Source organism: Brevibacillus laterosporus LMG 15441 (genome assembly GCF_000219535.2).
Lineage (GTDB): Bacteria > Bacillota > Bacilli > Brevibacillales > Brevibacillaceae > Brevibacillus_B > Brevibacillus_B halotolerans.
This window is the reverse complement of the sequence record NZ_CP007806.1, coordinates 675889-693113: the sequence shown is the minus strand read 5'-3', so window position 1 is coordinate 693113 and position 17225 is coordinate 675889. Positions and strand designations below refer to the sequence as shown.

Sequence of the window (17225 nt, the reverse complement as noted above, 5' to 3'; positions counted from 1 at the left end):
TCTTTCCTTATATTTAATTGTGCCATACACCCTTATCCATGATATGATGAAATTAACTGCATTTCGTAGAAACTAGGAGGGTCTCCCTTGAAAGATCATATTTTTGTCGTGGACGATAACCAAGAGATTGTCGATCTGCTCCAAGATATTCTTGAGAATGAAGGTTTTGACGTTTCTCATGCTAATAGTGGAGAAGAAGCACTTGCAAAGCTAGATAGCGGGCTAACCCCCAACCTCATTTTACTTGATATCATGATGCCACATATGAGCGGATATGAACTATGCGCGCAAATTCGCCGTGAACGGGAAATGCCTATCATTTTCTTAAGTGCAAAAGGTAAACCAGTAGATAAAGTTGTAGGACTAGAAATCGGTGCTGATGACTATATCACCAAGCCTTTTGATACGGAAGAATTGTTGGCTCGCATCCGTGCTCATCTTCGCCGCTATGACCGTTTGAGAAAATTAACTGCCCAGAATGAACAACTAGACAAGGAAGCTGGAAATTCAGCTCTCACCATCTTAAAATTCAAAGGGTTGGAAATTCATAAGGAAACTTACTCTGTCTATGTAGGGGAAAATAAAATTGATTTATCTACAAAAGAATTTCAATTATTAACCTTTCTAGCAGAGAATCCAGGTATTGTTTTTACCCGAGAGCAAATCTATGATCGCGTATGGGGCTATGGTTATGGCTCACTTAATACTGTTACGGTACATATTAAGAACCTGCGCGAAAAGCTAGAAACTGAACGCACATTTATTAAAACACAATGGGGAACTGGTTACGTCTTTATTGGGGAGCGTATCTAATTCGTGAAAATCAGCAATAAAATACTGCTCGCCTTTTTAGCTGTCATCGTGATTCATATTTTGGCCTATCGCTTTGTTTTTCAAAACATTATTGTGGATCAGCTTAAAACAGATCGCCACGAGCAGTTTTTGCTGGGAAAAGAAGTGGCTGAGAGAGTCAGCTTTAATGAAGTGATTCGTCGTTCCTTGTTTAAAGATCCCAATGAATTAAAAGAATTAACGAAACAGTTACCAGAAGACCTGATGTATACGATTGTGGTAGAGGATGAGAATGGACATGCCATTACCACGAAAACCTCCGAAGCCTATAATGCAAAAGGCAAAGGATTAAAAAAGGTAATAGCAGAGTATTCCATTGATCGTAGTGCTCCTGTACAAGGTAGGACTGTTGTTCGATTTTATACAGATGATTATGATATTCTCTCTTCTAAAGGAGTTACCATGATCATTGTGTATATTTATGTCAGCTTAATTTTCATAGGTATTATTCTATTTATTGTGGTCATTCGTTGGATACTCCGCCCTGTTAATGAGCTTTCTCGTGTTACTCAGGAAATTAAGCTAGGCAAACGAGATGTTGCCTTTTCTTATCAATCTACCGATGAATTTGGGCAACTATTCCGCTATTTCGATGACATGGTGGAAGAGCTCAATTTTGTCGAGGAACGACAACAAGAATTGATGGCTGCAATTGCGCATGATTTTCGTACGCCTTTAACTACAATCAAGGGGTATGCCTCTTATATTGCTTCAGGTCGGGTTACCGATCTTGAGCGAATACAGAAGCAAATGGCAAAAATAGAAGACAAGGCTCTTGATTTGGAAAACCTATTGGATGAGCTACAGGATCATAATCAATTGATGGGTCGTTTTCCACTCAACCTAACTCGTATTCATATCCGAACATTCGCTAGCAACATCGCTGAGGAATACGCCACCCGTCTGGAGCAAAGCCCCATCAGCTTTTCCAGTAAATTCCGCGTTTCTGATTCCTTACATATGGAGGCGGATGAGCAAAAGCTACGACGTGTTTTAGAAAACCTACTAAATAACGCGATACATTATAATAAACCTGATGGAAGTATCCTGTTTACCTGTGATATGGGAAACAATGAGGTGAGCTTCTCTGTCATTGATAAAGGGGACGGTATCGCAGAAGAAGATTTATCGAAAATCTTCACCAAATTCTACCGTGCGGAAAAATCACGTAATCGCAATAGTGGTGGTACAGGATTAGGCTTAACAATTTGCCAGCGACTTGTTGAACGGCATTCTGGAAAAATCACGGTAAGCAGTCAGGTAGGTATAGGAAGCGCCTTTACCGTAACCATTCCGCTTAAACAGAAAAAAACAGCGCCTGATATACCTGTACCACAGGATTAGGAGAACCAACCGTTTTTCCCACAGGATAATCAACTAAGAAGGTCACTATAAAAAATACCGCATCCGAGCTACTTGGATGCGGTATTTTTTTATGGCCGTGTTATCGTTTCCTTACTGCCATACAGACGGTATCCCCGGATTATGCCTCTCGTTCCTCAAGTAATCGCAAGGATTCAATACAATACTCCACAATTTCATTTATATCAGGGATATTTCCTTCATCGATTTTCCGATGAAAATCCAGTTTAATTCGTACCTGAAATTGTTCAGGCGGCCATCTAAATTCCTGATGCTCATCTACAGTAAACATGACCTGTTGTGTGATATGCGGTCGATGTCCCCAAATTTCATTTAACAAATCAATTACTTGAACAGATTCGTAGCGTACATCCCTCATGGATACATCGAAATGAATGCATATCCGACAGCCCATCGGTACAGCAAGTGTTTGCTCTAACTGCTCACTTGCGATATCCGCTAGTTCTGTTGAGAGCTGAATTTCGGCAGTAACCTTATGCTTGCTATCGTCTTCCTTGGAAGACAATAAATGAAATTGAATATGAAAATAACGTCCAAATTTAGCCATATCAACAGCATCTACTCGATTTATTACCAAAATATCGCCATCCAAATCATGATCATAAACAGCGCCTTCTAATACAACCTTTATATTGTCATAAATAATTGGATGAAACATCAAATAGCTCCTCTCCATATTCTGTTCTTAGAATGCCCTGTTTTTTTGGCTGGTGCAAGTAAAACGAAAAGAAAAATGAATGACTTCAATCCTTTTCTCATTAACAGCTACATTCATACACAAAATGTATACCGATAAAAAAAAACCACTCTGCTTGACTGGCAGAATGGCTTAAGAAAGGGTGTGTATAGGGAGAAAAGAAAGGGTTCCATAAAAGAGTATTTTATTGCAAATTGATTAAGCTTCTACGATGATGTACTTCTTCTCGGAGCACTCCAAGCATTCGGACATATAGGATTCGGCTTGTTCTGCAATCGGTTGACCACAGCATTCACATTGTTTTGGTCCCAATGTAGCAAAGAAATGAGTCAATTTCTCCATGTTAATCGCCTCCGTATGTTTTCGTGCTTCAATTGTCATTTGTTGATCTTATTGTACTACAACAGTATCTAAATAAAAAATCTTGTTATATCACATTTTACAGCGATTATCTGGTATTTGGTTACCCTATCTCTCGAATACTCTTTATTTCTCTGTATTAATACTATTTTTACTAAATAACACTGTTATAATACAAGAAATAATATCCAGCGCTGAAAAGGACTGGGTAAACAACAGGTTACTACACCTAGAAGGAAAGGAAAAATGAATTCGTGTTTCTAATTTTTTGTGTAGCGTCTAAATGAAAACATGCTTGAACCTGCCCTCTTCTCCCGTCATGACGTAATAGATTAATATGGATGCCTTTGATTTTTTGACATTATAGTAAGGTTTCTATATAATGAATGATAGTCATTCATTTTTGAAAGGGAGGTAATCAACATAGCTAACACTTCTGATGATAAATACAATAAAATTTTAAAAGCTGCCATTGACGTCATTTCAGAAAAAGGACTCGATAAGACTTCCATTTCAAATATCGTACAAAAAGCAGGAGTTGCACAAGGAACCTTCTATTTATATTTTTCGTCTAAGAAAGCCTTAATTCCAGCCATTGCAGATAATCTTCTCACCACCACCTTAGAAAGAATTAAAGAAAAGATTCAAGGGAAAGAAAACTTTTGGGACGTCTTAGAGGTTGTGATTGACGAAACCTTTCACATAACCGATTCTTACAAAGACATTATTGTCCTTTGCTATTCCGGTCTTGCTATAGACCATTCAATGGAGAAATGGGAAGCGATATACCGTCCCTATTATCATTTGTTTGAAGTTATCTTAAACAAAGCCATAAACGATAACGAGATTATCAGTGATATTAATATCGAGCGAATGGCAAAAATGATTATTAACCTTGTTGAGAATGCGGCTGAACGATTTTATATAGGGCGTGATCAGGAAGATACTGTGGATATAGTTAAGGCTGAGACCTATAACTTCATCAAGAGATCACTGTTACAAAGTAAATAAAGCTATCAGGTATGTGCCATATTTTTTTTAAGACAAAAATGACTGACATTCATTCATTTCTTAGTGATAAAGCATAACCGTTACGCGACTCTACATTCTAAGTTTAATTTCATTAGAACCTACAGACAATAAAAGCAAAGAAGTACATGAAGAAGAGGCCGATTACGTAACTAATTCTTTGTGCTTATACCGAGCATTTTGAAATGAGTGATTTACCATTTTAAAAAAAGGAATGATTGTTTATGAATAGAGCTTGGATTTATGTCATGTTAACTTGTTTATTCGAATTGCTTTGGGTTTATGCTTTTAACGTGGCAGCAGCATGGTGGCATTGGGCTATTGTGGTTGTCATTATTATTGCAGATTTTTATCTACTCTCTAAAGCATGCGAGACATTACCAACGGGTACAGTTTATGCTATTTTCGCAGCAGCAGGTACAGTAGGCACTGCCCTTATGGATATTTTTATCTTTGAAGGGGTATTCAGCTTGGCAAAAGGTCTATTTATGGGGCTTCTAGTCATTGGCGTGATCTCATTAAAGCTTGCAGACAATAAAGGCGGAAACACACAAGGGAAAGGAGCTGCTTAATTATGGGTTGGTTATTTGTTTTTCTAGCGGCAATATTTGAATTAATGGGAGTAATAGGCTTAAAGAGATTTAGTACAAATAAAACTTTGATAAATACGGCTCTTTTCTTTGGAGGGTTCGGTGCATCTTTTGCCTTCCTTTACACAGCTCTTCAATATCTTCAGTTAAGTGTAGCCTATGCCGTTTGGATTGGTGTGGGAACAGCCGGTGCAGTACTAGTGAATATGATTTTTTTCAATGAGTCAAAGAGCATAGGACGTATTATAAGCCTCATCATCATTGTCATCGGTGTAACTGGACTCAAAGCAGTGTCTTAACCTACAGTCCTATCGAGTAAAAGCAACAATAGCCTTCCCATCATGGAAGGCTATTGTTTTATTTAAAATCAGATTTATTACCAGTGGGGACCTGACAGCTTAAGACTGCGAGGCGGCTCTGGAAAGTTCATTTCCTGTTGCTGGTACATTTATTTTTTGCTTCAAAAAATTCAGTTCCTGCTCTTCTGTGATATAACCTAGCTTTTTCATTCGGCTTAATACCACATGTTGCCGGGTCATTGCCTTATCAGGATATTTGATTGGTGAATAATTTTCTGGTGCTTTTGGTAAGGCTGCAAGCATTGCTGCTTCACTTTCATTAATTGTTTTTAGCTTTGGATCATGTAATCGTACCGTTTTACCAAAATAATATTGTGCTGCTGCTTCAATGCCATATTTTCCATGACCAAAGTAGATATTGTTTAAATACATCTCTAGGATTTCATCCTTAGAATATTGGCGTTCTAAATTCATCGCAATGAAGGCTTCTTTTAGCTTGCGTGTATAGGTTTTCTCATTTGTTAAAAATAAATTTCTAGCTAGTTGCATGCTAATCGTGCTTCCGCCTTGCCGCTTGCTTTCTGACATCGTATTAATCCATAAAGCTCGTCCAAATGCAATGTAATCAATTCCTTTATGGTAATAGTAGCGATGGTCTTCAATCGCAATAAAAGCGTCCTTCAGATAAGCAGGCATCTCATCTGTAGCAACATACGTCCCTTTGCCTCCTAAACTACTTCCTACCGTCTTACTTAAGATCTGTTGGTCTATTAAATAAGAACCGGCTATAGTTACAATAGAGTATGCAATAATCTGGAAAAAAAGCGCAGCAATCAATAATATTACTAACCACTTTGGTACACGTGTACGTCGGGCTTTAGGCTTGCTCTTTTTTAACGGTTGTGCAGTTCCTTGTAAGACATGATTCATGATTGCTGCCTCCTTTCTATTTATAGGACGTTGTTTTCTTTGACATGTTTCGACTTTTGCCTCGTTGTAACCTAATTGTAGTCCAACAATCTTCCCATTACCTATTGATAAGTCTTACAGAAACCTTAAATTTTTGTAAGGTTTCTTGGTTTATTGATGGGTACTATAACAGAAAAAAGCCTGACTCCCATAAGGAATCAGGCCTTAATAAACTACTCGGATAAAGCGCATACCTACACAGCTTCGTAAATTTCCTCGTAACGCTTACCGATTTCTTCGTCGTTTAAACCGAATTCTTTCATACGTTTAATCATTACTTGAGCCCAAATGTTTGTGCGTTCAGCAATTTTAGCGAATTTCTTTGCTTCTTTCCCTTTACGCTTAGAGCGCTCTTCGCTGTTTGCCTTTAAGTTATCAAGAATGAAGATCATACGCATGGTATCTTCTTCGCTCAAGTTTTTCCATTCACTATCTAAAAATACCAATACGTCTTTATAATACTTATCAAATTCAAGGAAAGAGATTTCTGTATCCATGTTTAGATATTCTTTCAATTGGTCAAACAATGCATCCATCTTTTTGTAACACTCCCTTAATTGGCTTAAGCACCATTATAACAAAAATGAAGAAGACAGGGAAAGAAAAAAGCACGAATGTTATCAAGTAGTAATTATTTCTAAACAAACGTTTTCGCAAGAATCCCTTTCCAAATATACCCTGTTACTCGCTAACTTTCTCTTCTCACTATCTCTCATTCCTCACCTGGAATACCTGCTCTGCTCGGTTCTGCTTGGTGGATTGTTTTTTATTTGTTAGTATAGAAGCTATCGGTTACAATTTCGTGTAGCGTGTATCGTAGTTTCTAAGAAAGAGGTTTGTCTCATGAATAATAGAAGGAACCACCCCAAACAGCACTTTACGAAAAACAACAGGAAATTTACCAGTAAAAATCAAGCTCCAGCCAAACAATATACGGTAAAAGAACCGTCTGAATTACTACCGTTTTTATTACAGCATATTACAAATCTCAGCCGTAACTCCATTAAGTCCCTGTTAACACGTGGTCAGGTATTAGTTAACGATAAAGTTGTGACAACCCATAACCATGTATTGCACCCTGGGCAAACGGTCTGTCTACAGAATAAGAAGGTTTCGGAAACGCCTCCGATGATTGGCATCAAAATTTTATATGAAGATGCTGATGTTATTGTTGTCCAAAAAGAAGCTGGCTTGCTATCAATTGCTTCACCGCAAGAGAAGGAATTAACTGTCTATCGTCAATTAATGGCCTATGTTCGTCTTGAGAATCCCCAAAATAGGATTTTCGTTGTGCACCGCCTAGATCGAGATACATCTGGCGTTATGATGTTAGCTAAAAGTGAACGGGTTCAACAGGCACTCCAAAATTCCTGGAAAGACAGTGTCAAGGAACGCTTGTATGTTGCCCTTGTGGAAGGTAACGTGAAAAAGCAAGAGGGAACGATTTCATCCTGGCTAAAAGAAAGTAGTACATTAAAAATGTATTCCAGTCACCGTCCAAATGATGGACAGCATGCTATTACTCACTATAAAGTGCTCCAGTCTGATCGGAATTTCTCCTTGCTGGAAGTCCAACTAGAGACAGGCCGGAAAAATCAAATCCGCGTCCACATGGAAGATATCGGACACCCTATAGTAGGTGACAAGAAATACGGCGCTAAATCTAAGCCAATCGGTCGATTAGGGCTACACGCACGAGTCTTAGCCTTTGTGCATCCTAGTACGGGCGAACTGCTGCGTTTTGAAACAGATATTCCTAAGACTTTTTTTCATCCATTTAAGAAGGAAGTCTAACACGAAAAGTAAGCAAAACCGGTCTAGTTGCTTGACATTCCAATAAGCATTTACATATACTGTAAGTGTATAAAAATCTAACATGATAATGAGGTGTAGAAAAGGATATGATGATTTTATCGACTGTTCTTCTAAGAGATTAGGCTTACTACGGGAGAAGTCTGCCCATTTTTCATAAGCCAATCTGAGGACAGTAGATAAAAAATCTTATTCCTTTCTTACTAACATTATTGGGTAGTGGGTAAGGTATATTCGCCTTACCCATTTTTATGTTCAGCTAATTGAATATTGTTTTTATCATGCTGTTCTCTCGTTGGCTTTCCATGTGAAAGAATAAGGAGAGAATACGTAATGAGCATATTAGCGGTTGAAAATGTTACACAGATGTATGGCGATAACATTATCTTTCAAAATATAAGCTTTCGACTACTTCAAGGAGAGCATGCAGGTCTAGTTGGCAGCAACGGAGCGGGAAAATCAACTCTCCTTCGCATTTTAGCAGGGGAACTCCTCCCTGATTCAGGGACAGTGAAGTGGCTCTCTCATCTCAAAATCGGTTACCTACAGCAGCATATTCATTTACAGGCTGGCACAACCATTTTGCAGTATTTACAAGGAGCTTTTGCCCATCTGTATGAGATAGAAAAAAAGCTGCTTCAAGTAACAGAGGAAATGGCTACCCCTAAAGATAATCTTGAACGATTGTTAGCTCGCTATGGTGAGTTGCAAAGTATTATGGATCACTCTGACTTTTATCAGATAGAAGCCAAAATAGAAGAAATTGCTTCTGGACTAGGCATTTATGAGCTTGGTATGGATCGCGATGTGGAAACGCTCAGCGGTGGCCAACGAACAAAGCTTTTGCTAGGAAAGCTTTTATTAGAAGAACCCCATGTTTTGTTACTGGACGAGCCAACAAACTATCTTGATGACGCACATATTGCATGGCTTATCAATTATGTAAAAAGCTATAAGCATGCCTTTCTTGTGGTCTCACATGATCAGCGGTTCCTCAACGAAATCACAACTGCCATCTATCATTTAGAGCATCAGACGATCAAACAATATACAGGTAACTATGATTTTTTCCTAACAAGCTATGCCCAAAATAAACAGCAACTACATGATGCATATGAACGGCAACAAAAAGAAATATCCAGGCTAGAGAATTTTATTGAAAAAAATCGTGTTCGCAAGGCTAAACAAGCAAAGAGTCGTGAAAAGGCATTAGAAAAAATAGCTCGAATGGAGAAACCCACCTCCTCCATGCAGCCACGCTTTATGTTTCACATTCATTCGGAGCCAGTTAGCCAGATTTTAGAAGCGCGCAATTTACAAATCGGCTATACAGAGCCTTTATTGGGGCCAATTGATTTACGAGTAACCCGCGGTGAAAAAATCGCAATTGTAGGCTATAACGGTATAGGTAAATCTACCATGCTTCGCACATTGCTAGGATATCTGCAACCGTTACGTGGTAATGTACGAATTGGAGAACGAGTAAAACCAGCATATTTTTCACAAGAAGGATCGGCTTCGAATCAAACACCTCTTGAGCAAGTGTGGTCATTACGGCCTGATTTAACACAAAAGGAAATAAGACAGGAGCTAGCAAGATCCGGTCTTAGTGAACAGCATATTCGGCAAAAGGTCTGCTCATTGAGCGGTGGAGAACAAGCAAAGGTCAGACTATGCGAGCTTATGCTAACAAACAGCAACGTACTCGTGTTAGATGAACCGACGAATCATTTGGATACTGGGGCAAAAGAGGCTTTTAAAGAGGCACTCAAACAATATGAGGGTACAATACTGCTTGTTTCTCATGAGCCTGCGTTTTATGAAGACTGGGTTACGCAAATCTGGCGAGTACAGAATTGGTCCTAAGCGTAAAAGAAAAGGTTTCAACGGGAGTATCCCCTCCGTTGAAACCTTTCTTATCATTAAGCTGAACATTGCCAATTATTTGACTTAGATCATTACACGAGACGTTTGCTTCGCTCCATAAAGTAAACGTTCACTACTACGTTAATTGCTGAAGAAGATACAGCACTGAGATTAGCTACGATGTACATCTTCAAGTGGCAAAATTTGTACGCTCGTTTGAAGCTTCCCGTTAGGACTTAACTCTCTACTCCCCCTTCTTGCTTTACTACTATCTCACTGGTATCTGCTTGTTGTTGCAACTGCATTTTAAATAAAGGAATCACTACACAGACGGCTATTATGAATAATAGTCCGGAAATTTGATAGCTTGCTTGTAAAGAAACGGCCTCTTTAACCACCCCTGCTAAGCTCATTGTTACGACCATCATTCCTGAAAATAAGGGGCTCAGAACTCCATTTACCCTTCCAACAAATTTTTGCTCAGAGGAAAACAAAATCATGGTATTAATCCCAATTTGAATACAGGGGAAAAATAACCCGTTTACGAATTGAAAGATCAACACAATCCAAAAGCTTTGCGTAAGGCTAATACCACATACGGAAAATGCACTGCTCAAAAGCCCCAATGCAAGTAGTTTTTGTGGTGCAATTTTTTTTGAAAGAGTCATTACCACCGCCCCTCCAAGGAGCATAGCTGCCCCCGTCGTTGTGAACAACCATTGCAAGTTCTCTTTCGGTAATCCTAATTGTTCTACAACTACAAAAATACCCAATGGCTGGATAAGACCTACAGCCAGACCCACTCCTATGAAACACATGCTTAACCGGCGTAAGACAAATTTAGACCATACATACCGTAACCCATCCCCCATTTCTTGGAGCAGGCTTGTTTGACCATGGTTCTGTTCTGGACGCTGATCTTTTGGCAATTGATACAGGACGGCTGCCGATAATAAAAAGGCAATCCCTGTTACTCCAATAGAAATTGTAATGCCGAAGCTTTGATATATCATTGTTCCAATCGCTGGACCAAGAATCATAAAAATTGCTACCAGGGTTTGAAATATAGCCATTCCGGCCTGCATTTGTTCAGCCGGTACATGCTGTTTAAACAGCTTCATGGCAGACGGCTGTGAGAATTGCGATAAAATCGCAGAAAACAATGTAACAAAAAAAATAGCCTTCCACGATCCAAACATCAGCGTTCCCAATACACAAAACACAGAAATGGCACTTAATATGTCGCACCATACCATTGTCCGCTTTGGTCTCCAGCGATCAGCAAATGTCCCGCCAATAAATGAAAAAATAAAGATGGGGGCAAACTCTGCCACTGAAATCAAAGAGACGATATACGGGTCATTATTTGTAATCTCCATGACGTAGAGAAGGACAGCAAAATTACGAACCCACGTACCAATCTGTAGAAAAATTCCTGATAAAAGAATAACGCGTATAAACGTATGTGAAAAAATATGCGGTTGTTTTATTGTTTCCACCATATTTCCCCCTATTTTTGAAAGAAAAAAGAGATAGTCACAGTTTGCTATCTCCATTCATCCCCTGTTGAAAATTTTTATTCGTAAAAAGCTACTGGTATAACTACAGAACGCCTTCTTCTCTGAAAAAACTTTAAGCAAAAATGTACCCCTATTACTACCTCAAGGGGGACTCCAATTAGCGAAAAACCACACTTCAGCTCCTATTGTGCTGTGCTATGATAACCCGCTTCCCCATAAGGTTGTAGCTTGACTAACCACTTTTCGTACATCTTGTTTAATTCATCAGCAGGGTCAAAATATCCCTCTTTCTTTTCCTTTAGCTCCTCCAAAACCTCAAAAATAAAAGCTTCCTCTCCATATTCATTCCATTCCTGCTGTAGCTGTTTATTTGGATGAGTACCTGTTTTTAATTGAAAGTACCGACCGTTCATCATCTTTAAATTAGGCGTACTTCCTACGAATATTTTTTGATTGCGGATGTTTTTAATTTGATATACTCCTCCCACTGGCTTGGTTTCTTTGTATTGGCGTTTTAATTCCGCTTTTCTGCTTGTAGACATCATAATTTTCCTTTCTGTGTAAGATATGGCTGTCAGAAATGCCTTCACCTAAAATCAAACAGGTTTTTTATTTGTTTATATAATAATAGACATTATATGTTTTTGTCTATAATTAAATGTGATTATTGATTTATGTTCCCCATTCTTTCTTTTCATTCATCTCCTTTTTCATTAGCTTACTGTTGTCATAGCAAGTTAATCGTCTACTAGCGGGGGAAAAACACTTTGCTTCTCCCTTTATTGGTAAATTTCGTTTTCTCCTTACCTACAGAGGAGCTATAATGGTGGGGATGGACAGAATATCACCTAATGGAACAGGAGGTAGCAAATGAAGCCGATTGTAGAAATTGCAAATCACGTAGGTATTACTGAGGATGATCTGGAGCTGTATGGGAAATACAAGGCTAAGCTATCATTAGATGCATGGGAAAAACGAAAGGATCAAGCAGATGGAAAATTAGTGTTAGTGACTGCCATGAACCCTACACCTGCTGGAGAAGGTAAAACACTGACAACTATTGGACTCTCTCAGGCACTAAATCATATTGGTAAAAAAACAATAGCCGCCTTACGCGAGCCTTCACTAGGGCCATGCATGGGGATGAAGGGCGGAGCTACAGGCAGTGGCAATGCTCAAATACTACCCGCAGAAGAAATCAATCTACATTTTACAGGCGATATTCATGCCATTACAGCAGCGCATAATTTATTATCCGCCCTTATTGATAATCACCTTTTTCAACATAATTCACTACGACTTAATCCAAGCAAAATCGTCTGGAAACGAGCACTCGATATGAACGATCGTTCACTTCGACATATTGTAGTTGGATTAGGCGATACGAATGGAGTAGTTCGTGAAGACGGCTTTATGATCACTACAGCATCAGAGATCATGGCCATCCTTTGTTTAAGCGAAAGTTTGGAAGATTTAAAAGAACGTCTGGGTCAGATCATTATCGGTTATGACCTGGATGATAACCCAGTAACAGCTAAGCAATTAGAAGCTATCGATGCTATGACTGTTCTTTTAAAAGAAGCAATCAAGCCTAACCTCGTACAAACCACTGAAGGAACTCCTGTCATTGTGCATGGTGGGCCTTTTGCCAATATCGCTCACGGCTGCAGCAGTGTAATTGGTACCAAACTTGCTCTAAAGCTAGCCGATTATGTAGTAACAGAAGCTGGATTTGGCGCTGATCTTGGTGCTGAAAAATTCTTTGATATCAAATGCAGGAAAGCGGGCCTCACACCTCAGGCTGCTGTACTAGTCATTACTGTAAAAGCAATTAAATATAACGGAGGTGTAACAAAAGACGAGCTGCAAAAAGTCAACCTGCCTGCTTTGGAAGCCGGTTTTGCTAACGTGCAACGTCACATCGAGAACTTACAAAAATTTGGTGTGCCTGTGGTAGCAGCGATTAATCATTTTGCAACAGATTTTCTTGAAGAGGTCGCTTTTGTCAAAGAAAAATGTCAGACTCTCGGTATCGAAGTGGCAGTTTCAAATGTGTGGGCAGATGGTGGTGCTGGCGGTGTGGAACTTGCTGAGAAGCTAGTTAGTGTGCTGGAGGAAGCTCCTTCTCACTATAAGCCACTGTACGACTTAAACAAACCCATAACAGATAAAATCAAAACGATTGTGACCGAAATCTATCGTGGCTCTGATGTTTCCTTCTCACCAGCAGCCATGAAAACGTTAGGTAAAATTGAAGAGTTAGGGTTGTCAGACTTGCCTATTTGCATGGCTAAAACACCTTATTCCTTCTCAGATCAAGCCAGCTTATTAGGAGCTCCTGCGGATTTCGTAGTGAATGTAAGTGAAATTCGTCTCTCGGCCGGCGCTGGATTTATCGTGGTTCTTACGGGAAATGTGTTGACCATGCCGGGATTGCCAAAAGTACCTGCTGCTCAGCATATTCGCTTAGATAAGAATGGACAAGTAACAGGACTAATGTAGAATGTAGATAAGCAATCCCCCTTTACGTAGACGATAAGAATAACCTATCTAGTTACGTAAAGGGGGATTTTCCTATAAAGAATCAAGAACACCCTAATTGATATTGATACTATTACTTTTCAAACATATCTTTTAGCTTCGATTTTGCCTTTACAAATTTGGGTGAATGGACCACATCGGTGTCCCCCTCCTGCTGATCTTGATGAGTCATAATAATATCCAATACATAAGAATATATGGTAAGCTCATCAGGGGTTAAATTATTAATCCCATATTTACCTATATAATCAAGAATAAACTGTGATTCTTCAGAGTTTGTGCCGGTATTGTAGCTGATCTTTTTATCTAGCATATTGTAAATCGCTATGGATTCATCCCAAAATAACCGACCTACACTAGCCGGCTTACTTGTACCATTTGCGGGTATGGTAAAATTAACTACAACAATTGTAGCTACTCCCATCACTCCTAAAATGAGAAGGACAATAAGACACCTCATCACTGGCGACATTTTAAGCCGTTTTCCACAATGCGGGCAAATCTCAGCCTTTACTGAAATCTGCTTTTGGCAAACCTTACAGCTAGTAAGTAGCTGTTTTTCTTCCGCTTTATGTAATTGATTTTGTCTAAACATCAAAAAAACAAGTAAGCCAATAAGTACAATAAAAACGGTTATAAATCCCATAATTACAGCAATAGACAAGCATAGCACTCCATTCCTAATAAGATGTCAAGATTGGCAAACAGTACTTTTCTCTCTTGTTAGCTGGCTGAAGCTATTAGTCTCGGGATAAAAATATCGTTTCCTGCTCTCGTTTCTTTTTTACTAGATAGGAATACAATCCAAGTTTATTAAAATGGATTATACATTTATTCTATATTTTCACAAAAATATGTATAAACAAGAAAATTATATCATGTCAGGTTAGGAGTTTCACTATTGCTTGTTGTAATTCATCATGAGAACTTCAGTAATAGGTCCAATTATAGTTAATAAGCTACTACACCATGTTATGGATACTGCAAACAGCTAGATCAGTTTGAAATTGGTGACGATACCATCTCATAGATTAAAAACAAGGGTTTTCTCGGCTCAATAGCTTGTAAAAGGACTATATACAATGGAAGCGGCCACTCTTACAATTGTGACCGCTAGTGTTGGTTTTATTCTCAAAAAACTCAGAAATTTATTAAGCTTCCAGTAGCACCTTTTGCTCAGGTTGCTCCAGTGTCGCTAGTAACACCTTTTGCTCCTGCACCAGTTTGTAATAATAATACGATGCCATCAACAACTATATCTAAAGTTGATGCAGAAGGAATCTTATTAATAAGAACCAATGCTTCAGTGCCGTTACAGGTACAACAGAAATTGTTTCGTAGATAGTAGTCCAGTTACGATGTTTGTAATAATGCGATGCTATCAACTACTATATCTGCAGTTGCTGGAGAAGGAACATTATTAATAAGAACCACTGCATCAATCGCCGTTAGAGGTACAATTGAAGTTGTTTCGTAAATGGTAGTCCAATTTTTATTATTCGTGTTATCAGGAAGATGATCAAACGGAATTGGCGTACTCAAACCGATACTAACAGGGAGAGCAACTATATTTAAATAAATGATTGTAATATCTACCTGAGGGCTTGGCAATCCCCCTGTTTTTGCGATTGATAGAAAAAATTCAAAACTCTCTCCGGGTACTACAGGTACTAATTGAGTCAAGAGACTACTAGTCGTACCTCCAAGTAATTGTGCAGAAAAATTACCTGTGTGACTGTGCAGGTTAGTAATGGATACATTTGAAGAACCCCATGGGGTAAGGGTTCCCGTTTCAAAATCTCCATTTACAATTCTATTGATAAAGGACATATAAATCACCACTTTCATAATAAATATTATTGGTGCTATTGCATTATATGGTGATTTTCTATTTTTGAAAGGGCATGTACCATCAGATAAAAACACATATTTTGAATGGAATAGATTATTATTGTCTGACGACGCACAAAAATTATGTAATAAATTATAAAGAATCAAATTTATGTCGTAAAAATAATAACGCAAACTTGATTCTTACCTGCATATTTAAAAGCAAGAAGGAAAAGGGTGAATAATTACAGAATTCCACATTAGAAAAGAGGACTTTTGGATCTTTTGGAATGAAACTGAATGGGGTGATCTTTCTTTACTATCAACATCACTCACTAAGTATCGCCATTAGTTGATTCTACCGTTTCAGCAAACCCTTGGTGATAGGTATAGAATCCACTCAAAATGTCTCTCTTAAAGAGAATGTAACAATCTGATAATGTTAGGAGTAGGAGATCACGCAGATGAAACCGATGTATGTCGCTCTATTACTTTTTACAAGCTTTCTCTGGAGTGGCAATTTTGTAGTGGGTAAATTTTTGGTAAACCATGCATCCTCCATGACCTTAACCAATTTACGCTATATGATTGCCGTCATTGTATTAATTCCTGTAGTCTACCTAGTGGAAAAACGCCTCCTACCACCTCGCAGGGCGATCTTACCGCTCATCCTGATGGGAGCTACTGGCGTGGTCTTATTTAATTTATTTATGTTCTGGGCCCTAGAGCGTACTGCTGCAACAAATGTCGGCTTACTCTCTACACTTAACCCCATCTCAATTGCTATCTTTTCTTTTCTTTTATTGCGTGAGAAAATAAAGGCTTTACAGATAGGCTCAATGATTCTGTGCTTTACAGGGGTCCTACTGGTACTATCTAAGGGAGATTGGCATGCCCTGTTGTCACTTCGCTTTAATTCTGGAGACCTTTTGATGTTAGCCGCTGTAGCTACCTGGGGGCTCTATTCTGTAGCGGGGAGATGGGCTATGCGCGATGTTTCTGCACTAATGTCCACTTTGTATTCTGGATTCTTCGGGGTCTTGATGCTGTTGCCCTTCAATTTCAGTAGCTTTACAATCACTAATCTTAATGCTGAGTTTATTTGGGGCACATTGTATATCAGTGTATTTGCGACTGTTATTAGCATGGTGCTTTGGAACATGGGGGTTAAGCAGCTTGGCGGGACCACAGCAGGGATGTTTCTTAATTTTAATCCCATTTTTACGGCGTTATTAGCCTTATTGCTGCTAGATGAGCAGATGACCTGGACTCAGGTATATGGGAGTTTAATTGTCATTCTAGGGTGTTTTTCCTTCACACGCTTTCAAAATATTTCCTTACCCTTAAAAAAGCTTACCAAATCTGAAAGGTAATTCACAAGATTGTATAGATCGCCGTCAGTAATCACATACTTCTGAGAAAAAAAGACCTTCCCTTTTTTAAAAAAAGGAAGGTCTTTTTTTACCTTGTCACTCAG

Annotated in this window: 17 protein-coding genes; 9 read left to right on the top strand and 8 right to left on the bottom strand. The window is 38.8% G+C overall.

All coding sequences use genetic code 11. The annotated features are described in order from the left end of the window. Positions 1 to 87 precede the first annotated feature (87 nt). Positions 88 to 813: a response regulator transcription factor gene (locus tag BRLA_RS03500; protein ID WP_003335443.1), complete on the top strand. Its 726-nt coding sequence runs from the start codon at positions 88 to 90 to the stop codon at positions 811 to 813. A gap of 3 nt (positions 814 to 816) precedes the next feature. Continuing rightward, positions 817 to 2196 (top strand): sensor histidine kinase, encoded by a 1380-nt coding sequence (locus BRLA_RS03495; protein WP_003335444.1) that lies wholly within the window; start codon positions 817 to 819, stop codon positions 2194 to 2196. 139 nt (positions 2197 to 2335) lie between these two features. Here the strand turns inward: BRLA_RS03495 and BRLA_RS03490 are convergent, their stop codons facing one another. Continuing rightward, complete coding sequence (locus tag BRLA_RS03490) at positions 2336 to 2893, bottom strand: hypothetical protein (protein ID WP_003335446.1); 558 nt, start codon at positions 2891 to 2893, stop codon at positions 2336 to 2338. A 237-nt stretch (positions 2894 to 3130) separates the two neighbouring features. Then, the gene (gene yhfH / locus BRLA_RS22975) at positions 3131 to 3274 is read right to left on the bottom strand and encodes a protein YhfH (protein ID WP_003344066.1); all 144 of its coding nucleotides are present in this window, start codon (positions 3272 to 3274) and stop codon (positions 3131 to 3133) included. Positions 3275 to 3715: 441 nt separating this feature from the next. Here yhfH and BRLA_RS03485 point away from each other — a divergent pair, with 441 nt between their 5' ends. The 3 genes from BRLA_RS03485 (at position 3716) to BRLA_RS03475 (ending at position 5210) form a co-directional block, all read left to right on the top strand. Further along, positions 3716 to 4303: a TetR/AcrR family transcriptional regulator gene (locus BRLA_RS03485; RefSeq protein WP_031309442.1), complete on the top strand. Its 588-nt coding sequence runs from the start codon at positions 3716 to 3718 to the stop codon at positions 4301 to 4303. Between the two features lie 242 nt (positions 4304 to 4545). Continuing rightward, complete coding sequence (locus tag BRLA_RS03480; RefSeq protein ID WP_003335450.1) at positions 4546 to 4893, top strand: DMT family transporter; 348 nt, start codon at positions 4546 to 4548, stop codon at positions 4891 to 4893. 2 nt (positions 4894 to 4895) lie between these two features. After that, the gene (locus BRLA_RS03475) at positions 4896 to 5210 is read left to right on the top strand and encodes a DMT family transporter (protein ID WP_003335451.1); all 315 of its coding nucleotides are present in this window, start codon (positions 4896 to 4898) and stop codon (positions 5208 to 5210) included. A gap of 99 nt (positions 5211 to 5309) precedes the next feature. Here the strand turns inward: BRLA_RS03475 and BRLA_RS03470 are convergent, their stop codons facing one another. Together BRLA_RS03470 and BRLA_RS03465 are read right to left on the bottom strand one after the other, a co-directional pair. Next, on the bottom strand, positions 5310 to 6140 hold the full coding sequence (locus BRLA_RS03470; protein WP_003335452.1) for a transglycosylase domain-containing protein: 831 nt from the start codon (positions 6138 to 6140) through the stop codon (positions 5310 to 5312). 233 nt (positions 6141 to 6373) lie between these two features. Continuing rightward, the gene (locus BRLA_RS03465) at positions 6374 to 6715 is read right to left on the bottom strand and encodes a hypothetical protein (protein WP_003335453.1); all 342 of its coding nucleotides are present in this window, start codon (positions 6713 to 6715) and stop codon (positions 6374 to 6376) included. Positions 6716 to 7022: 307 nt separating this feature from the next. On the opposite strand from BRLA_RS03465, the gene BRLA_RS03460 reads away from it, so the two are divergent. Further along, complete coding sequence (locus tag BRLA_RS03460) at positions 7023 to 7973, top strand: RluA family pseudouridine synthase (RefSeq protein WP_003335454.1); 951 nt, start codon at positions 7023 to 7025, stop codon at positions 7971 to 7973. 351 nt (positions 7974 to 8324) lie between these two features. Next, positions 8325 to 9857 carry an ABC-F family ATP-binding cassette domain-containing protein gene (locus BRLA_RS03455; RefSeq protein ID WP_003335455.1) on the top strand — a complete coding sequence of 511 codons (1533 nt, stop codon included), beginning with the start codon at positions 8325 to 8327 and terminating at the stop codon, positions 9855 to 9857. A 236-nt stretch (positions 9858 to 10093) separates the two neighbouring features. Here BRLA_RS03455 and BRLA_RS03450 read toward each other — a convergent pair whose 3' ends face one another. Together BRLA_RS03450 and BRLA_RS03445 are read right to left on the bottom strand one after the other, a co-directional pair. Further along, complete coding sequence (locus tag BRLA_RS03450; protein WP_003335456.1) at positions 10094 to 11359, bottom strand: MFS transporter; 1266 nt, start codon at positions 11357 to 11359, stop codon at positions 10094 to 10096. Between the two features lie 200 nt (positions 11360 to 11559). After that, positions 11560 to 11922, bottom strand: a complete 363-nt coding sequence (locus BRLA_RS03445) for a GIY-YIG nuclease family protein (protein WP_003335457.1) — start codon at positions 11920 to 11922, stop codon at positions 11560 to 11562. A gap of 325 nt (positions 11923 to 12247) precedes the next feature. Between BRLA_RS03445 and BRLA_RS03440 the strand changes: the two genes are divergently transcribed. After that, complete coding sequence (locus BRLA_RS03440) at positions 12248 to 13879, top strand: formate--tetrahydrofolate ligase (protein WP_003335458.1); 1632 nt, start codon at positions 12248 to 12250, stop codon at positions 13877 to 13879. A 112-nt stretch (positions 13880 to 13991) separates the two neighbouring features. Here BRLA_RS03440 and BRLA_RS03435 read toward each other — a convergent pair whose 3' ends face one another. Both BRLA_RS03435 and BRLA_RS03430 read right to left on the bottom strand, forming a co-directional pair. Then, positions 13992 to 14591 carry a transmembrane domain-containing protein gene (locus BRLA_RS03435; RefSeq protein ID WP_003335459.1) on the bottom strand — a complete coding sequence of 200 codons (600 nt, stop codon included), beginning with the start codon at positions 14589 to 14591 and terminating at the stop codon, positions 13992 to 13994. A 680-nt stretch (positions 14592 to 15271) separates the two neighbouring features. Further along, the gene (locus BRLA_RS03430; RefSeq protein WP_003335461.1) at positions 15272 to 15748 is read right to left on the bottom strand and encodes an NTTRR-F1 domain; all 477 of its coding nucleotides are present in this window, start codon (positions 15746 to 15748) and stop codon (positions 15272 to 15274) included. 464 nt (positions 15749 to 16212) lie between these two features. Between BRLA_RS03430 and BRLA_RS03425 the strand changes: the two genes are divergently transcribed. After that, positions 16213 to 17121, top strand: coding sequence for a DMT family transporter (locus tag BRLA_RS03425; protein ID WP_003335463.1), 909 nt, complete (start codon positions 16213 to 16215; stop codon positions 17119 to 17121). Positions 17122 to 17225 lie beyond the last annotated feature (104 nt).